The organism is Variovorax sp. PAMC28562 (genome assembly GCF_014303735.1).
In the GTDB taxonomy this organism is placed as follows: Bacteria; Pseudomonadota; Gammaproteobacteria; order Burkholderiales; family Burkholderiaceae_C; genus Variovorax.
The window spans coordinates 720,914-736,629 of sequence record NZ_CP060296.1 but is presented as its reverse complement, the minus strand read 5'-3'; the positions used below and the strand labels follow the sequence as shown (position 1 = coordinate 736,629).

At 64.1% G+C, this 15,716-nt stretch carries 15 protein-coding genes; 11 read left to right on the top strand and 4 right to left on the bottom strand.

All coding sequences use genetic code 11. The features are described from left to right. Nucleotides 1–94 precede the first annotated feature (94 nt). The 3 genes from H7F36_RS03560 to H7F36_RS03550 form a co-directional block, all read right to left on the bottom strand. Nucleotides 95–682 (bottom strand): fasciclin domain-containing protein, encoded by a 588-nt coding sequence (locus tag H7F36_RS03560; protein ID WP_187053377.1) that lies wholly within the window; start codon nt 680–682, stop codon nt 95–97. 189 nt (nt 683–871) lie between these two features. Next, complete coding sequence (locus H7F36_RS03555; RefSeq protein WP_187053376.1) at nt 872–3,055, bottom strand: malate synthase G; 2,184 nt, start codon at nt 3,053–3,055, stop codon at nt 872–874. Nucleotides 3,056–3,114: 59 nt separating this feature from the next. Continuing rightward, nucleotides 3,115–3,792, bottom strand: coding sequence for a haloacid dehalogenase type II (locus tag H7F36_RS03550; protein WP_187053375.1), 678 nt, complete (start codon nt 3,790–3,792; stop codon nt 3,115–3,117). Between the two features lie 235 nt (nt 3,793–4,027). On the opposite strand from H7F36_RS03550, the gene H7F36_RS03545 reads away from it, so the two are divergent. From H7F36_RS03545 to H7F36_RS03520, 6 genes are all read left to right on the top strand, one after another. Beyond that, a complete protein-coding gene (locus H7F36_RS03545) occupies nt 4,028–4,729 on the top strand; it encodes a hypothetical protein (protein WP_261802486.1) in 702 nt (233 codons plus the stop codon). Then, nucleotides 4,722–5,930 carry a CaiB/BaiF CoA transferase family protein gene (locus H7F36_RS03540; protein ID WP_187053373.1) on the top strand — a complete coding sequence of 403 codons (1,209 nt, stop codon included), beginning with the start codon at nt 4,722–4,724 and terminating at the stop codon, nt 5,928–5,930. The genes H7F36_RS03545 and H7F36_RS03540 overlap by 8 nt, the downstream gene beginning before the upstream one ends. Before the next feature lie 83 nt (nt 5,931–6,013). Further along, the gene (locus H7F36_RS03535) at nt 6,014–6,940 is read left to right on the top strand and encodes a LysR family transcriptional regulator (RefSeq protein ID WP_187053372.1); all 927 of its coding nucleotides are present in this window, start codon (nt 6,014–6,016) and stop codon (nt 6,938–6,940) included. 64 nt (nt 6,941–7,004) lie between these two features. Then, a complete protein-coding gene (locus H7F36_RS03530) occupies nt 7,005–7,778 on the top strand; it encodes a glycosyltransferase family 2 protein (protein ID WP_187053371.1) in 774 nt (257 codons plus the stop codon). Between the two features lie 48 nt (nt 7,779–7,826). Then, nucleotides 7,827–8,279, top strand: coding sequence for a DUF2214 family protein (locus H7F36_RS03525; RefSeq protein WP_187053370.1), 453 nt, complete (start codon nt 7,827–7,829; stop codon nt 8,277–8,279). 7 nt (nt 8,280–8,286) lie between these two features. After that, nucleotides 8,287–10,335: a fused MFS/spermidine synthase gene (locus H7F36_RS03520; protein WP_187053369.1), complete on the top strand. Its 2,049-nt coding sequence runs from the start codon at nt 8,287–8,289 to the stop codon at nt 10,333–10,335. A gap of 67 nt (nt 10,336–10,402) precedes the next feature. Here the strand turns inward: H7F36_RS03520 and H7F36_RS03515 are convergent, their stop codons facing one another. After that, nucleotides 10,403–10,678 (bottom strand): hypothetical protein, encoded by a 276-nt coding sequence (locus H7F36_RS03515; RefSeq protein ID WP_187053368.1) that lies wholly within the window; start codon nt 10,676–10,678, stop codon nt 10,403–10,405. Nucleotides 10,679–10,805: 127 nt separating this feature from the next. Between H7F36_RS03515 and argS the strand changes: the two genes are divergently transcribed. The 5 genes from argS to lptB all read left to right on the top strand — a co-directional run bounded on the left by argS (nt 10,806) and on the right by lptB (nt 15,713). Continuing rightward, nucleotides 10,806–12,503, top strand: coding sequence for an arginine--tRNA ligase (gene argS / locus H7F36_RS03510; RefSeq protein ID WP_187053367.1), 1,698 nt, complete (start codon nt 10,806–10,808; stop codon nt 12,501–12,503). Between the two features lie 14 nt (nt 12,504–12,517). Then, on the top strand, nt 12,518–13,267 hold the full coding sequence (locus tag H7F36_RS03505) for an SPOR domain-containing protein (RefSeq protein WP_187053366.1): 750 nt from the start codon (nt 12,518–12,520) through the stop codon (nt 13,265–13,267). A gap of 163 nt (nt 13,268–13,430) precedes the next feature. Continuing rightward, entirely contained in the window at nt 13,431–14,072 is a 642-nt protein-coding gene (locus tag H7F36_RS03500) for a thiol:disulfide interchange protein DsbA/DsbL (protein WP_187054785.1), read from the top strand. Between the two features lie 100 nt (nt 14,073–14,172). Next, entirely contained in the window at nt 14,173–14,934 is a 762-nt protein-coding gene (gene lptA, locus H7F36_RS03495) for a lipopolysaccharide transport periplasmic protein LptA (protein ID WP_187053365.1), read from the top strand. Beyond that, entirely contained in the window at nt 14,934–15,713 is a 780-nt protein-coding gene (gene lptB / locus H7F36_RS03490) for an LPS export ABC transporter ATP-binding protein (RefSeq protein WP_187054784.1), read from the top strand. The genes lptA and lptB overlap by 1 nt, the downstream gene beginning before the upstream one ends. The last annotated feature ends 3 nt before the right edge of the window (nt 15,714–15,716 follow it).

Genomic DNA, 15,716 nt, shown 5'->3' with positions numbered 1-15,716 from the left:
TCAGCCTGCGTTGCGTATTGCCGACGCAGGCTGACTATCGTTCGCAGATGGCCCCGCGCGAGGGGCCATCTGTTGTTTTACAGAGCGCGTGCGATCAGCCTGGGATCAGAACCTTGTTGACCACGTGGATCACGCCGTTCGACTGGTACACGTTGGCGATCGTCACCATCGCGGTGCCGCCCTTGGCGTCGGTGATCAGGACGTTTCCGCCGCTCGTCGTCGCGGTCAGCGTGCCGCCGCTGGCGGTCTTGAGCGTTGCCTTGCCACCACCGGCGGTGATTGCGCTCATCAAGGCGGCTGCATCCATCTTGCCGGGCACCACGTGGTACGTCAGCACCTTGGTCAATGTCGGCTTGTTCTCAGGCTTGAGCAGCGTGTCGACCGTGCCGGGCGGCAGCGCGGCGAAGGCTTCGTTGGTCGGTGCGAACACGGTGAACGGGCCCGGGCTCTTCAGCGTATCGACCAAGCCTGCGGCCTTGACTGCAGCGACCAGCGTGGTGTGGTCCTTCGAGTTGACGGCGTTGTCGACGATGTCCTTGTTGGCATACATCGGTGCACCGCCGACCATCGGATTGGCTGCCATGCCGCTGCTGCCCGACATGCCACTACCGCTCATACCCATACCGCCCGCGCATGCGCTGAGAAAGACCGAAACGCCGACTGCAATCATGAGTTTTTTCATTGGAGGCTCCAGAAGAATTAGATGGTTTGAAAAAGCTCTGTGGAAACCGCCAACAGCTCGGGGGCGCCAAGCGCTTGTGACTGATACGGAATTTGGTTCTGTTTGGATGCGTAGGACAAAACCGGATAGTCGCCAACATGAAAAAAAAGCGCCCGAAGGCGCTTTTGTCGAGGAAGGCCAGAAGCCGTATCAGGCTTCGCCCTTCACCTTCAAGCGCCACGCATGCAGCAGCGGTTCGGTGTACCCGCTCGGCTGCTCGATCCCCTTGAACACCAGGTCTTGCGCTGCCATGTACGCAGCCGAAGTCTTGAAGTGCCCGGCCATCGGCTGGTACATGCCGTCACCCGCATTCTGTTTGTCGACCACGGCGGCCATGCGCTCGAAGGTCTCGTTCACTTGCGCCTTGGTCACTACGCCGTGCAGCAGCCAGTTGGCGATGTGCTGGCTGCTGATGCGCAGCGTGGCGCGGTCTTCCATCAGGCCGACGTTGTGGATGTCGGGCACTTTGGAGCAACCCACGCCCTGGTCGATCCAGCGCACCACGTAGCCGAGGATGCCCTGCACGTTGTTGTCGAGTTCCTGCTGCTTTTCTGCAGCGCTCCAGTCGGTCCTGGTGGCCGGCGTCGCGATGGGCACTTGCAGCAGTGCGTTGAGGATGTTGTCACGCTCGCCGTCGGTGTCGATCTTTTCGAGCTCCATCTGCACCGCCGTCACACTGACCTGGTGGTAGTGCAGTGCGTGCAGCGTGGCCGCAGTGGGTGAGGGCACCCACGCCGTGTTGGCGCCGGCCTTGGGGTGCGCGATCTTCTGCTTGAGCATGTCGGCCATCAGGTCGGGCATGGCCCACATGCCCTTGCCGATCTGCGCCTTGCCACGCAGTCCGCACGAGAGACCGACCAGCACGTTGTTCTTTTCATAAGCGCCTATCCATGCGCTCGATTTCATGTCGCCCTTGCGGATCATGGCGCCGCCCTGCATGGCGGTGTGCATCTCGTCGCCGGTGCGGTCGAGGAAACCGGTGTTGATGAAGGCGACGCGTGCGGCGGCTTCGGCGATGCAGGCCTTCAGATTGACGCTGGTGCGGCGCTCCTCGTCCATGATGCCGAGCTTGACGGTGTTGGCTGGCAAGCCCAGCAGCTGTTCGACACGGCCGAACAGCTCGCTGGCGAAGGCCACTTCCGCCGGACCGTGCATCTTCGGCTTCACGATGTAGATGCTGCCAGTGCGCGAGTTGCCCTTTCGTTTCAGGTCGATGGTCGCGATGGTCGTCGTCACCACGGCATCGAGGATGCCTTCCGGGATTTCCTTCTTGCCGTCGTACAGCACGGCCGGGTTGGTCATCAGGTGCCCGACATTGCGCAGGAACATCAGCGAGCGGCCGTGCAGCTTCAACGGCTTGCCGTCGGCGCCGGTGTATTCGCGGTCCGGGTTCAGGCCGCGGGTGAAGGTCTTGCCGCCCTTGGCGACTTCTTCGGTCAGCGTGCCCTGCATGATGCCCAGCCAGTTCGAATAGGCGACCACCTTGTCGGCCGCATCGACCACCGCCACCGAGTCTTCGAGGTCGAGGATGGTGGAAAGCGCAGCCTCCATCACCACGTCGCTCACGCCGGCCGCATCGGTCTTGCCGATCGCCGTGGTCGGATCGATGACGATGTCGATGTGAATGCCGTTGTGCTTCAGCAGGATCGAGGTCGGTGCTTCTGGCGTGCCACGGTAGCCGACGAAAATGGTCGGGTCCGCCAGCAAGGTGCTGCTGCTTTGCAGTGCGATGTGCAACTGGCCGCCCTGCACCGTGTAGCGCGTCGCCATCTTGTGCGAGCCGTTGTCGAGTGGCGCCGCCTGGTCCAGCACCTCGCGTGCAAAGCCGATCACCTTGGCGCCGCGAACCGGGTTGTAGCGCGTTCCTTTGTCGGCCCCATCCGTCTCCGGGATCGCGTCGGTGCCATAGAGCGCGTCGTACAGCGAACCCCAGCGCGCGTTGGCGGCGTTGAGCGCATAGCGTGCATTCAGGATGGGCACCACCAGCTGCGGGCCGGCCTGCAGTGCGAGCTCTGCATCGACGTGGGTCGTGGTCGCTTGCGTGCCCTTCGGTTGCGGCAGCAGATAGCCGATCTTTTCGAGAAATGCGCGATAGGCCGGCATGTCGGCGATCGGCCCGGGGTGCGCCTTGTGCCAGATGTCCAGTTCGGTCTGCAGGCGGTCGCGTTCGGCCAGCAGCGCGATGTTCTTCGGCGCCAGGTCGGCCACGATGGCGTCGAAGCCTTTCCAGAACGTGGCGCTTTCGACACCGGCGGCTGGCAGCACTTTTTCATCGACGAAGCGGTAGAGCTCGGTGGCGACCTGGAGGCCGTGGGCGGTGGTGCGTTCAGTCATGGGGCTTGTCCGGAAAGTAGGGGTGAGATGAGAGATGAAAGTCGAAGACGAAATCGGAATCAGAAGAAAGCCAGCACGTCGCGCAGGCCGCTGCCGGTGCGCTCGGGCGCCGGTCCGATGGCTTCATGCGGCAGGCTGAGCCGATTGATCCAGAGCGTGCGAAATCCATACCAGGTGGCGGCCAGTGCGTCCCAGCCGTTGCTGCTGACGAAGACGATGTCGGCCGCTTTGCATCCTGCCGCTTGCGGCCCCAAGGCGTAGGCATCGGGATGCGTCTTGAACTTGCGCACGGCATCGGTGCTGAGGACGTGATCGAACAGGCCGCTGAAGCCGCCGTTGTGCACCAGCGGCGCGAGCATCGAGGGGTCGCCGTTCGAGAGGATGCCGGTCACAACGCCGCGGGCGCGCAGTGCATTCAGCACTTCCCGCGCTTCGGGATACGGGGTGAGGCTCAGGTATTGCGCCATCAGTGCCGCCTCGCGTTCGGCCGTCAGGTCGAGCGCCAGACGCTGGCAGGCGTAGCGCAATCCGGCGCGCGTCAGTTCGCTGAACGGTTGGTAGTGCGCGCCATCGTTGCTCGTCGTCACGAGGCGCGAGTACTCGATCTGCTTGTCGCGCCACAGCACGCTGAGCACCTGTCCCTGACCGGGAAAGAAGCTTTCGGCCAGTGCGGCGACGCTGTGCACGTCGAACAAAGTGCCATAGGCATCGAACAAAACGGCGGAAGGCGTGCGCATGCCGCTACTTTATTAGATACCGAGCTCTGCATTGAGACGCGGCGGAGCGATTGATTGATGACCAAAACATGCGCAATCAATCCCGCCTATGAAGTTTTGCCGCCGGTTCGCGCACAGGCGCAACAAAGGCGACGTTTTGGGGATGCGTCGGCGGGGTGAGCGCGGCGGCAGCTGCCCGGGGTGTCCGTCTGATAGAACAATGGCCGCTGCGAATCGATTCGCCCAGGAGACAAATTTGGAATCTGCATCCAACCGAAAGTCGGACGTCCGCACGGCGTACGACGTGCTCATCAGCGAGGTCGGCCCACGCGACGGTCTGCAGTCGGTCAACGCCACCATGCCGACGGCAGACAAGCTGCGCTGGATCGACGCGCTCTACGCCGCCGGGCCGGTATCGGCCAGTCCGGCGCACTCGCTTGCCAATGTGCGCAAGACGCCGGGCGAGATGGTCGAAGAGGTGCGCGCCGTCGGCGATTTGCGGCGAGAGATCGCGCCGCATGTGCTGCTCGAGGCCGGCATCTCCACGGCTTTCGGTTGCACGCTCCAGGGCCATGTGGCCGAAGACGACGTCATCCGGCTGGCGGTGCAATGCGTCGCCGCCGGTGCCGACGAGTCGGGCTTGTCGGACACCGTCGGCTACGCCAACCCGGCGCAGGTCCATCGGCTCTTCAAGCGGCTGCGTGCCGAGCTCGGCGCCAAGGCCGGCGCCGCGCACATGCACAACACGCGCGGCCTCGGCCTCGCCAATTGCCTGGCCGCTTACGAAGAGGGCGTGCGTACCGGCATCGACCTCGAAAAAATCATCGCCGCGCGCGTGCCGCTGACGGCCGGTCTGCCCGGCGAGCCGCTGTACGGCATGACGCCGGAAGCGGGGTTGCCGAAAGGCTTTGTGCAAGGGTTTACGCAGGGCCTCGTGAACGAAGTCGAGCATGTCTGAAGCCACGATGTCCGACCCGAAACAACCGCTGCCCTATGAAGGCATCCGCGTCGTCGAATTCACCCACATGGTGATGGGGCCGACCTGCGGCGTGGTGCTCGGCGACCTGGGCGCCGAAGTCATCAAGGTCGAGCCGATCGAGGGCGACAACACGCGCCGCCTGCTGGGCTCCGGAGCCGGATTCTTCCCCAACTTCAACCGCAACAAGAAGAGCATCGCGCTCGACCTGAAGCAGCCTGCCGGCGTCGAGGCGGCGCTCCGCCTGATCGCAACGGTCGACATCGTCAGCGAGAACTTCAAGCCCGGCACCATGAAGAAATTGGGGCTCGACTACGACACGTTGAAGAAGCTCAATCCGCGCCTGATCTACGTCAGCCACAAAGGCTTTTTGCCCGGCCCGTACGACCACCGCACCGCGCTCGACGAAGTGGTGCAGATGATGGGCGGGCTGGCCTACATGACGGGCCGCTCCGGCGACCCGCTGCGCGCGGGCACCAGCGTGAACGACATCATGGGCGGCATGTTCGGCGCCATCGGGGCGATGGCTGCATTGCGCCAGCGCGAGCTCACCGGCGTCGGCTGCGAAGTGCAATCGGCGCTGTTCGAGAACAACGTGTTTCTGGTCGGGCAGCACATGATGCAGTTCGCCGCGACGGGCAAGGCGGCCGACCCGATGCCGAGCCGCATTTCGGCCTGGGGGGTGTACGACGTCTTTACCGTCAAAGACGGCGAGCAGATCTTTCTCGCGGCGGTCAGCGACAAGCAGTGGGCGATTTTCTGCAAGGCTTTCGGCCTCGAAGAAATGATGGCCGACCCGCGCCTCAAAACCAACAACGACCGGGTGATGGCGCGCGAATGGATGATGCCGATCCTCCGTTTGCACCTGGCCGACCGCAGCGCCGCCGAGCTGAGCGCAGTGTTCGAAGCCAACGAGTTGCCCTTCGCGCCGATCACGCGTCCCGAGGCGTTGTTCGACGACCCACACCTGAACGCCACCGGCGGCCTCGCGCCCATTCGAATGAACGACGGCAGCATGTCGAAGACGCCGCTGCTGCCTTTCACCATGGGCGGCAAACGTGCCGGCATCCGACTCCAACCACCGCTGCTGGGCGAACACACGGATGCGTTGCTGACAGAGGTCGGGTACAGCGATGAAGAGATCGCCGCGCTCAGGCACAACAAGGTCGCTTACGGAGCCTGAATCGCAGGACAACCCCAAAGTGGCTGGCGAAGTGCTCGCCAGGCCGGCCGCGCTCGTGTGGCAGGTATGAATAATCGGGCGCCATGGACCGCCTGAAGCAACTCGAATCCTTCGTCTCGATCGCCACGCGCGGCAGCCTCACGGCGGCCGCCAAAGCGGAAGGCGTGGCGCCGGCGATCATGGGCCGACGGCTCGACGCACTCGAGGAGCGGCTCGGCGTCAAGCTGCTGGTGCGCACCACGCGGCGCCTCGCGCTGACGCACGAAGGCAGCGCTTTTCTGGAAGACTGCCAGCGCCTGTTGATCGACATGGCCAACGCCGAAGCCAGCGTGAGCGCCGGCGGCGTCAAGGCCAGCGGCCACTTGCGCATGACCGCGCCGGCTGGCTTCGGGCGTCGACATGTCGCGCCTCTGGTGCCGCGCTTTCACGAGCTGCATCCCGAGGTGACGATCTCGCTGAATCTGAGCGACCGCGTGGTCGACCTGGCAGGCGAGGGCTTCGATTGCGCAGTGCGCGTGGGCGACATGCCGGACTCGTCCTTGGTCAGCTTGCGGCTGGCCGACAACCGCCGTCGTTGCGTGGCCACGCCGGCTTTCATCCAACGGCATGGTGCGCCACGGCACCCGAGCGAGCTGTCGCGCTTCGCCTGCCTCACGCTGTCGAGCGACGCGTCGCAAACCCGCGGCTGGGCCTTTCGCACACCCGATGCCGCCGGCAAGCTGGAGGTGATCCATTTCAAGCCGCACGGCCCGCTCGATTGTTCCGACGGGCAGGTGCTGCACGACTGGTGCCTGGCCGGACACGGCATCGCCTGGCGCAGCACGTGGGAGGTCGAGGCGGAGATCGATGCCGGACTGCTGGTGCCGCTGCTCGACGAGTACGCCGCGCCGGCCAACGGCATCTACGCGCTGTTTCCGCATGCGCGCCACCTGCCACTGCGGGTACGGCTCTGGCTGGATTTTCTGAAGCAGCAGTACGGAAGGCCGGAATTTTGGGGAGAAGTTCGCTGAATGGGCGGCGAATCGAGGTCTTGTCTGGGGTTCGACAGCGTTCGCTGCATTGCACAATCCGGCCATGAAAATTTCAGTCGTCACCATCTCCTTCAACCAGGGCGAGTACCTGCGTGCTTGCATCGACTCGGTGCTGAACCAGAACTACCCCGACCTCGAATACATCGTGGTCGACCCCGGCAGCAAGGACGACAGCCGCGCCATCATCGATTCGTACGGCGACAGGATCATTCGCGTCTATGAAAAAGACGATGGCCCGTCGGATGGCCTGAACAAGGGCTTCGCCCATGCCACTGGCGAAGTGCTCGCCTTCATCAATGCCGACGACGAACTGCTGCCCAATTCACTTCAGCGCATGGCCGATGAATTCAAGCGCCAGCCCGACGCCGATCTGGTGATGGGTTGCGGCTATTTCTCCGACGAAAAAGGCAAGCGCGGCAAGCGCATCCTGCCGTCGCGCCTGACGCCCTGGCTTTACGTCAACGGCGGTGTCACGCTGTTCCAGCAAGGCACCTTTTTCCGCCAGAACATCTTCCGCAAGATTGGCGGCTTCAAGAAGGCCAACCGCACTTCGTGGGATGCCGAGCTCTTTCTGGACATGGCGCTGGCCGGCGCCAAGTTCGTTCGCATCGAAGACGACATCGCGCTGTTTCGGATGTACCCAGGCTCCATCACTGGCAGCGGGCGCCTGCAAAAGCTGTACGAAGCCGACAACCTGCGCATGTTCAAGGCGGTCATGGGGCGTGAACCGCGGCCGGTCGATCGACTGCTCAACAAGGTGGCGCGGGTGATGAAGTTCGCCGCCGACCCGGGCTACGCGTTGCGCCGCATGCGCTGAAGCGGTTGCAAAATAGACGCGCTGCCGTCTATTTTTAGAAAGCAATCGATGACCCTTGAAGCCATCCTCGCGTACCTGCATTTGCTGGCCATCCTGACGATGGTCGTCTTCATCGCCAGCGAAGCCGCGCTGTGCCGGGTGCAGTGGCTCAATGCAGCGGTGGTGGAGCGGCTGGCCAGGGTCGACATGATCTACGGCATCGCGGCCATCGCGGTGCTGGCCACCGGCATCGCGCGAACCTGGTGGGGCGTGAAAGGCACGGCCTGGTACTGGACCAACCCGCTGCTGCACGTGAAGCTGGGGCTCTTCATCATCGTCGGCGTGCTGTCGATCTTTCCGACGCTGACCTTCTTTCGCTGGCGCAAAACGCTGCGTTCCACCGGCAAGCTGCCATTCGAGGGCGACATCAAGAAGACGCGGCGCCTGGTGATGATGCAAGCGCACCTGATCGCACTCATCCCGTTGGTCGCCGTGTTCCTCGCACGCGGCTTCGGCAAATAAGCGCTGCATGGGACCGGTCGGCATCCAGCTTCTTTTCGCGGGCACGATTTTCAGCAGTGCCTTCCTGCTCTTCCTGGTTCAACCGCTCATCGCCAAGCAGATCCTGCCGTGGTTCGGTGGCTCAGCGGCCGTGTGGTCGATCTGCATGGTGTTCTTCCAGGTCGTGCTGCTGGCCGGCTACGCGTACTCCGACTGGGTTACGCGGCGCTTGAGCGTGAAGGCGCAGGCGCGATTGCACGTCGGGCTGCTGCTCGCAAGCCTCGCATTTTTACCAATCGTCACCAGCGCGCGCTGGAAGCCGACCGGCTCCGAAGACCCGACGCTGTGGATCCTCGGCTTGCTGCTCGGCACCATCGGTCTGCCTTACTTTCTGCTCTCGACGACCGGGCCGCTGGTGCAGTCGTGGGTGGCGCGCACGCCTTGGGGTGCGCAGGTCTATCGCTACTTTTCGCTGTCGAACCTGGCGTCGCTGGCGTCGCTGCTGGCGTACCCGGTGTTGATCGAGCCGTACAGTTCGCTGGTGCAGCAGGCGCATGGTTGGTCGTGGGGATTCGGTGCCTTTGCCGCGCTGTGTGCGGGCACGACGATCTATGTGTCGCGGCGCTGGGCGAGCGGTGCGCCGCATCTGGCGCCGGTCGCCACGGTTTCTGCGGCACCCGATGTGAAGCCGCGCACCGCCGACTACCTGCTGTGGCTCGCGCTGCCGGCCCTCGGCTCGTGGCTGTTGCTCGCGATCACCAATCACATCACGCAGAACGTGGCGGCGATCCCGTTCCTGTGGGTGCTGCCGCTGTCGGTCTACTTGTTGACCTTCGTGCTGTGCTTCGAAAGCGATCGCTGGTATCGGCGCGGAATCTTTTTACCCGGCGCGGCGGCGATGCTGCTGCTCTGCGCATTCGGCCTGCAAGACAGCCTCGGCTCCGACGTCAAGACCGCTTTGCCGATCTACGTCGCCGGGCTCTTCGTGCTGTGCATGTTCCTGCACGGCGAGATGGCGCGGATGCGGCCGGGGCCGAGCTATCTCACGCGCTTTTATCTGATGCTATCGCTGGGCGGCGCCATCGGTGGCGTGACGGTCGGTCTGCTCGCACCGCACGTGCTGCCAGCCTATTACGAACTCGGCATCGGGCTGGTGCTGACCGCGCTGCTCGGCGCGGTGCTGGCGGGCCGCGGGTCGGGCCAGCGCTGGTGGCTGGGCGGCGCTGGCGTCGCACTCGCCGCCTGCTGTGCATGGTTTCTGTCGGTGCAGATTCGCGACGACACGACCGATGCGCGCGGCCTGCTGCGCAACTTCTATGGCACGCTGATCACGCTCGATACGCGCCGGGACGATCCGAACGACAACGTGCGGCAGATGTACCACGGCTCGGTCAAACACGGCGAGCAGTTCCTGGCCGCAGCGCGCCGACGTGAGCCGACCACGTACTACGGCGAATCGGCGGGCATCGGCCGCGCCATCGCGTCGGCGCCCGATGCGCCGCGCCGGGTCGGCCTCATCGGCCTGGGTGCCGGCACGCTCGCGACCTACGGGCGCACTGGCGACGCCTATCGCGTGTATGAAATCAACCCGCAGGTGTTCGAGCTGGCCGATGGCGAATTCAGCTTTCTGAAAGACAGCGCGGCGCGCATCGAGCGTGTGCTTGGCGATGCGCGGCTGGCGCTGGAGGGCGAGGCGCCGCAGAACTTCGATGTGCTCGCAGTGGACGCGTTCTCCGGCGATTCGGTACCGATCCACCTGATTACCGCCGAGGCGATGGCGGTGTACGAGCGGCATCTGAAGCCCGACGGCGTCGTCGCCTTCCACGTGACCAATCGCTTCCTGGACCTGGCGCCGGTGGTGGCACGCATCGCCGAGTCGCGTGGGTTGCACGCGGTGCTGGTGCACGACGAGCCGGAGAACGGTGCGCTGCGCAACACCGACTGGGTGCTTGTCGCTCGCGACGCGAAGACGCTGGCGCGTCCGGCGATCGGCCGTGCCGGCGCGGCGATCATGCTGAAGCCCGGCGTGAAACCCTGGAGCGACGACTTCAACAACCTGCTCGGTGTGTTGAAGTAAGCAGTCGCAAAAAAGCCCGCACGCAGCGGGCTCTTGAGTGCGACGCGAAGGTCGCGTCAGCGCTGTCTCAGCCTTTGGCGTCGGCTTCGCACTTCTTCATGAAGCTGGTCTTGGCGGCACCGGCCAGCGCCTTGCCGTTCTTGTCCATGGCCTTCGTCGCGCACGCGGGGGCTGCCGAGGACATGGTGTTCTTCTCGCACTTCTTCACGAAGCTGGTCTTTGCGGCGCCGGCGAGGGGCTTGCCGTTCTTGTCCATGGCCTTCGTTTCGCAGGCGCTCTGGGCGTGGGCTGCACCGAAAGAGAGACACGCGCCGAGGGCGATCAGGGAAAGGAGCTTTTTCATGGTGTGGATGTCCTGGAGGTTGAGTGACGACAGCAGCCCCGACCGGGGCCAGTGATGCTAACGGGGCAAGGTGCCCGCAGGATGACGCAAGAAAGGAGCCCGCTGTTACGCCCGGTAAAATTGGGCGATGCTATTGGTCAAACAAGAGTTGCTCGCGGCGCTCGCGAACACACTCGATACTTTCTCGCCCGGCGCTGGCGCCAAAGCCGCGTTCGAGTCGCCCAAGGTGGCTGCGCACGGCGACTTCGCCAGCACGGCCGCGATGCAACTCGCAAAGCCGCTCGGGCGCAAGCCTCGCGATCTGGCCGAGGAGGTGAGCGCGGCGCTGCTCGCCACGCAATCCTTCCAGCAATGGGTGCAGTCGATCGAAATCGCCGGGCCGGGCTTTCTCAACATCCGCCTGAAGACCGCTGCCAAGCAGCAGATCGTGCGCGAGGTGCTCGATGCGGGCGCCACCTTCGGCCAGCAAGCCGCCACCGGCGAGAAAGTGCTGGTCGAGTTCGTCTCCGCCAACCCGACCGGTCCGCTGCACGTCGGTCATGGCCGCCAAGCCGCGCTGGGCGATGCCATCTGCAACCTGCGCGCCTCCCAGGGCGATGCCGTGTTCCGCGAGTTCTATTACAACGACGCCGGCGTGCAGATCCAGACGCTCGCCAACAGCGTGCAGATGCGCGCCAAGGGCCTGAAGCCTGGCGACGCCGACTGGCCGAGCGGTGAAAAGGCCGCCGCCTACAACGGCGAATACATTGCGGACATCGCTGACGACTTCAGGGCGAAAAAGACCGTCAAGTCGGACGACCGCGAGTTCACCGCCAGCGGCGACATCGCCGATATCGACTCGATCCGCGAGTTCGCCGTGGCCTATCTGCGGCACGAGCAAGACCTCGACCTGCAGGCGTTCCGGGTGCGCTTCGACAACTACTACCTGGAGTCGAGCCTGTACACCAGCGGCCGCGTCGAGTCGACCGTGCAAAAGCTGGTCGCCGCCGGCAAGACCTACGAAGAAGACGGCGCGCTCTGGCTGAAGTCGACCGACTACGGCGACGACAAGGACCGCGTCATGAAAAAGCGCGACGGTACATACACGTACTTCGTGCCCGACGTGGCCTACCACTTGGCCAAATGGGAGCGCGGCTTCCACACCGTCGTGAATATCCAGGGCACCGATCACCACGGCACGATCGCACGGGTTCGCGCCGGCCTGCAGGGGGTTGGTGAAGGCATCCCGCCGAGCTACCCCGACTACGTGCTGCACACCATGGTGCGTGTCATCAAGGACGGCGAAGAGGTCAAGATCAGCAAGCGCGCCGGCAGCTATGTCACGCTGCGCGATTTGATCGAGTGGACCAGCACCGACGCCGTTCGCTTCTTCCTGCTGAGCCGCAAGCCGGATACGGAGTACACCTTCGATGTCGACCTGGCCGTGGCCAAGAACAACGACAACCCGGTGTACTACGTGCAGTACGCGCACGCGCGCATCTGCTCGGTGTTGACTTCGTGGAAAGAGAAAGACGGTGGTGACGAGGCCTCGCTGAAGACGGTCGACGTGTCGCCGCTCGAGAGCCCTGCGGCCCAGGCCCTGATGTTGCTGCTCGCCAAGTACCCCGACATGCTGAGTGCCGCCGCCAAGGATTTCGCGCCGCACGACGTCACTTTCTACCTGCGCGAACTGGCCGCCAGCTACCACAGCTACTACGACGCCGAGCGCATTCTGGTCGACGACGAGGTCGTCAAGAAAGCCCGTTTGGCGCTGGTCGCCGCCACTGCGCAGGTGCTGCACAATGGCCTCGCAATTCTTGGCGTCAGTGCGCCACGCAAGATGTGATTCCGAACCTCAAAATGAAATCAAGTACACGCTCAGTTCAGCGCGGCAACATCGTCATCGGTCTGATCATCGGCCTGGTGCTCGGGCTCGGCGTGGCGCTGGGCATCGCGGTTTATGTGACCAAGGTGCCGATCCCGTTCATGAGCAAGAACCAGCGCGGCGGTGCCGAGCAGGACGAAGCCGAAGCCCGCAAGAACCGCGACTGGGACCCGAACGGCCCGCTCGCCGGCAAGGCCGGTGCCGTCAGGCCGCAGCCGCCTTCGGTGACCGCACCTGCGACGGTCGGCCCGCTCAATGCGCCTTCGACCGGCCCGGTTCCGGTAGTGGTCGCGCCCGGTGCGTCCACGACCCCGGCTGCGTCGCGCCCGCGCACAGCACCGGTGCCAGCCGAAGCCAATGCACTGCCGCCGTCGAGCGATCCGTTGGGCGACTTGGCCCGTTCAAGATCCGGCAACAACCCGACCGCTGGCGGCACCATTGCCAGCGCGGCGCCTTCGACTGCTGCTGCCAACGCCAGTGGCGCAGACCCATTCCTCTACTTCGTGCAGGCCGGCGCCTTCCGCACCACCGACGACGCCGAAGCGCAGCGCGCCAAGTTGTCGCTGATGGGTGTCGAGGCCAAAGTCACCGAGCGTGAGCAAGCTGGTCGCACGGTGTACCGCGTGCGCGCCGGCCCCTTCAACAAGAAGGACGATGCCGACCACTTGAAGGATCGCCTCGATGGCGGCGGCTTCGAGTCCGCACTGGTGCGGGTGCAGCGCTGAGTGCAGTCCGCCGTAGAGCGCTGAGTTTTGGAACGTTGACTTTTCTTTACTCGCCGCGGCGTGACGCACTGCGTCTCTGCCGCGTTGAATCAACCGGGCGCGGAACTCCGCGCGGCACTTCTGGCTCTTTCAGCCGAACAGGAGCACCTCTTTGATGAAACACATGAACCGTCGTGACTTTTCTCTGGCCGCCACATCCCTCGGGTTGATGTCCGCCGCTTCTCTCTCGCATGCCCAGGTTCAGCCCAAGGCCGGCAAGGACTACATCGACTTGAGTCCCCGCGTCCCGGTCGATGCGCCGGCCGGCAAGGTGGAGGTCATCGAGTTCTTTTCTTACAACTGCCCGCATTGCAATGCGTTCGAGCCCGAGCTCGAAGCCTGGGTCAAAACGTTGCCGAAAGACGTCGCGTTCCGTCGCGTTCCCGTGCCGTTCGTCGGCAACGACGTCGAGCCCAAGCAGCGCCTGTATTACGCGCTCGATGCCATGGGCAAGCTCGACGAATACACGATGAAGGTCTTCAATGCGATCCACACCCAACGCCAGAACGTGAACGGCGACGCGGCCATCATTGCGTGGGCCGAAAAGAACGGCCTCGACAAAGCCAAGTTCACGGAGGCGTTCACCTCGTTCGGCGTGGTGAGCAAGGCCAAGCGGGCGACGCAAATCACCGAGCAGTACAAGGTGGCCGGTGTGCCTGCTCTTGGCGTGGCAGGGCGGTTTTACGTCGACGGCGAACTCGCCGGCAACATGACCAAATCGCTGCAGGTCACCAACTACCTGATTACCGAAGCGCGCAAAGGTTGAAGCTGTCGTACGCGTTTTTCGAGAAGCCCGCTTCGGCGGGCTTTTTCGTCAAGGCCGTGTCAGTTGGCCGCTTACAATGAGCAGCAAGTTTCGTGCCTCTATGACCCCGCGCTCAAAATCCCCCCTTCGTTCCTTTCGTTCTGCGTTCGCAATCTCCTTTGGTGCATTGCTCGCCTTGGCACTCGGCATTGGCCTGCCGGCGCATGCCGAAAAGGCCGACCGCCTGAAGCCGATGAACATCGAGTCGGACGCGCTGCGCTACGACGACCTGAAGCAAACCAGCGTTTTCACCGGCAAGGTGTTCGTCACCAAGGGCACGATCGTGATTCGCGGCGCCCGCATCGACGTTCGCCAGGACCCCGAGGGCTACCAGTACGGCGTGGTCACGCCCGAGCCGGGCAAGCTGGCTTACTACAAGCAAAAACGCGACGCGCCGGGCGACGAGTGGACCGAGGGTGAAGCTGATCGCATCGAATACGACAGCCGCGCCGACAACGTCAAGTTCATCGGCCATGCCGTGATGCGGCGGCTGATCGGCACCAAAGTCAACGACGAAACCACCGGCCCGCTGATCGTCTACGACCAGAGCAACGACACCTTCACGGTCAACGGTTCGACCTTGCCGCCGGACGCCAGTGTCGCGGCCGGTGCTTCGGGTGGCCGCGTCAGGGCGGTGCTCACGCCGCGCGCTCCGGCGTCGGCAGCCGGTGGCGCCAAAGCCACGCCACCAGCATCCGGTGCTTCGGGCTCGGGTTCTGGCTCAGGGTCAAGTGCCGCACCGGCCGCTACCCAGCCCGCCACCCCCGCTCCAGGCTCCGGCTTGCGACAGAGCACCACGCTCGGCGGAGAACCGCGCAAGTGATCGAAAACGCAGACACGATCGACGTCGGCAGCCGCCTCGAAGCGCGCGGCCTCAAAAAGACCTACGGCAGCCGAACGGTCGTCAAGGATGTGTCGCTCGGCGTGCAAAAGGGCGAGGTGGTCGGGCTGCTGGGCCCGAACGGCGCCGGAAAAACGACGTCGTTCTACATGATCGTCGGACTGGTTCGCGCTGATGCGGGCGAGATCACCATCGACGGCGAGCCTATCGCGCACATGCCGATCCACAAGCGCGCGCGCATGGGTCTGAGCTACCTGCCGCAGGAGGCGTCGATTTTCCGGAAGCTCACGGTCGAAGAGAACGTGCGGGCCGTGCTCGAGCTGCAGCTAGACACCGACGAGTCCGGCAAGTCGGTCCCGATATCGAAGGCACGGATGGAAGAGCGGCTGAGCGAGCTGCTGAACGATCTGCGCGTCGAACATTTGCGCAACTCGCCGGCGTTGTCGCTGTCGGGCGGCGAACGGCGGCGGGTCGAAATCGCCCGTGCGCTCGCCACGCAGCCGCGCTTCATCCTGCTGGATGAACCCTTCGCGGGCATCGACCCGATTGCCGTTATCGAAATCCAGCGAATCATCAGCTTTCTCAAAGAGCGCGGCATCGGCGTGCTGATCACCGACCACAACGTGCGTGAAACGCTGGGCATCTGCGATCACGCTTTCATCATCAGCGACGGGCAAGTTCTGGCACAGGGCACGCCTTCGGAGATCGTCGACAACGCCGAGGTACGACGCGTCTACCTCGGCGAACACTTCCGGATGTAGAGC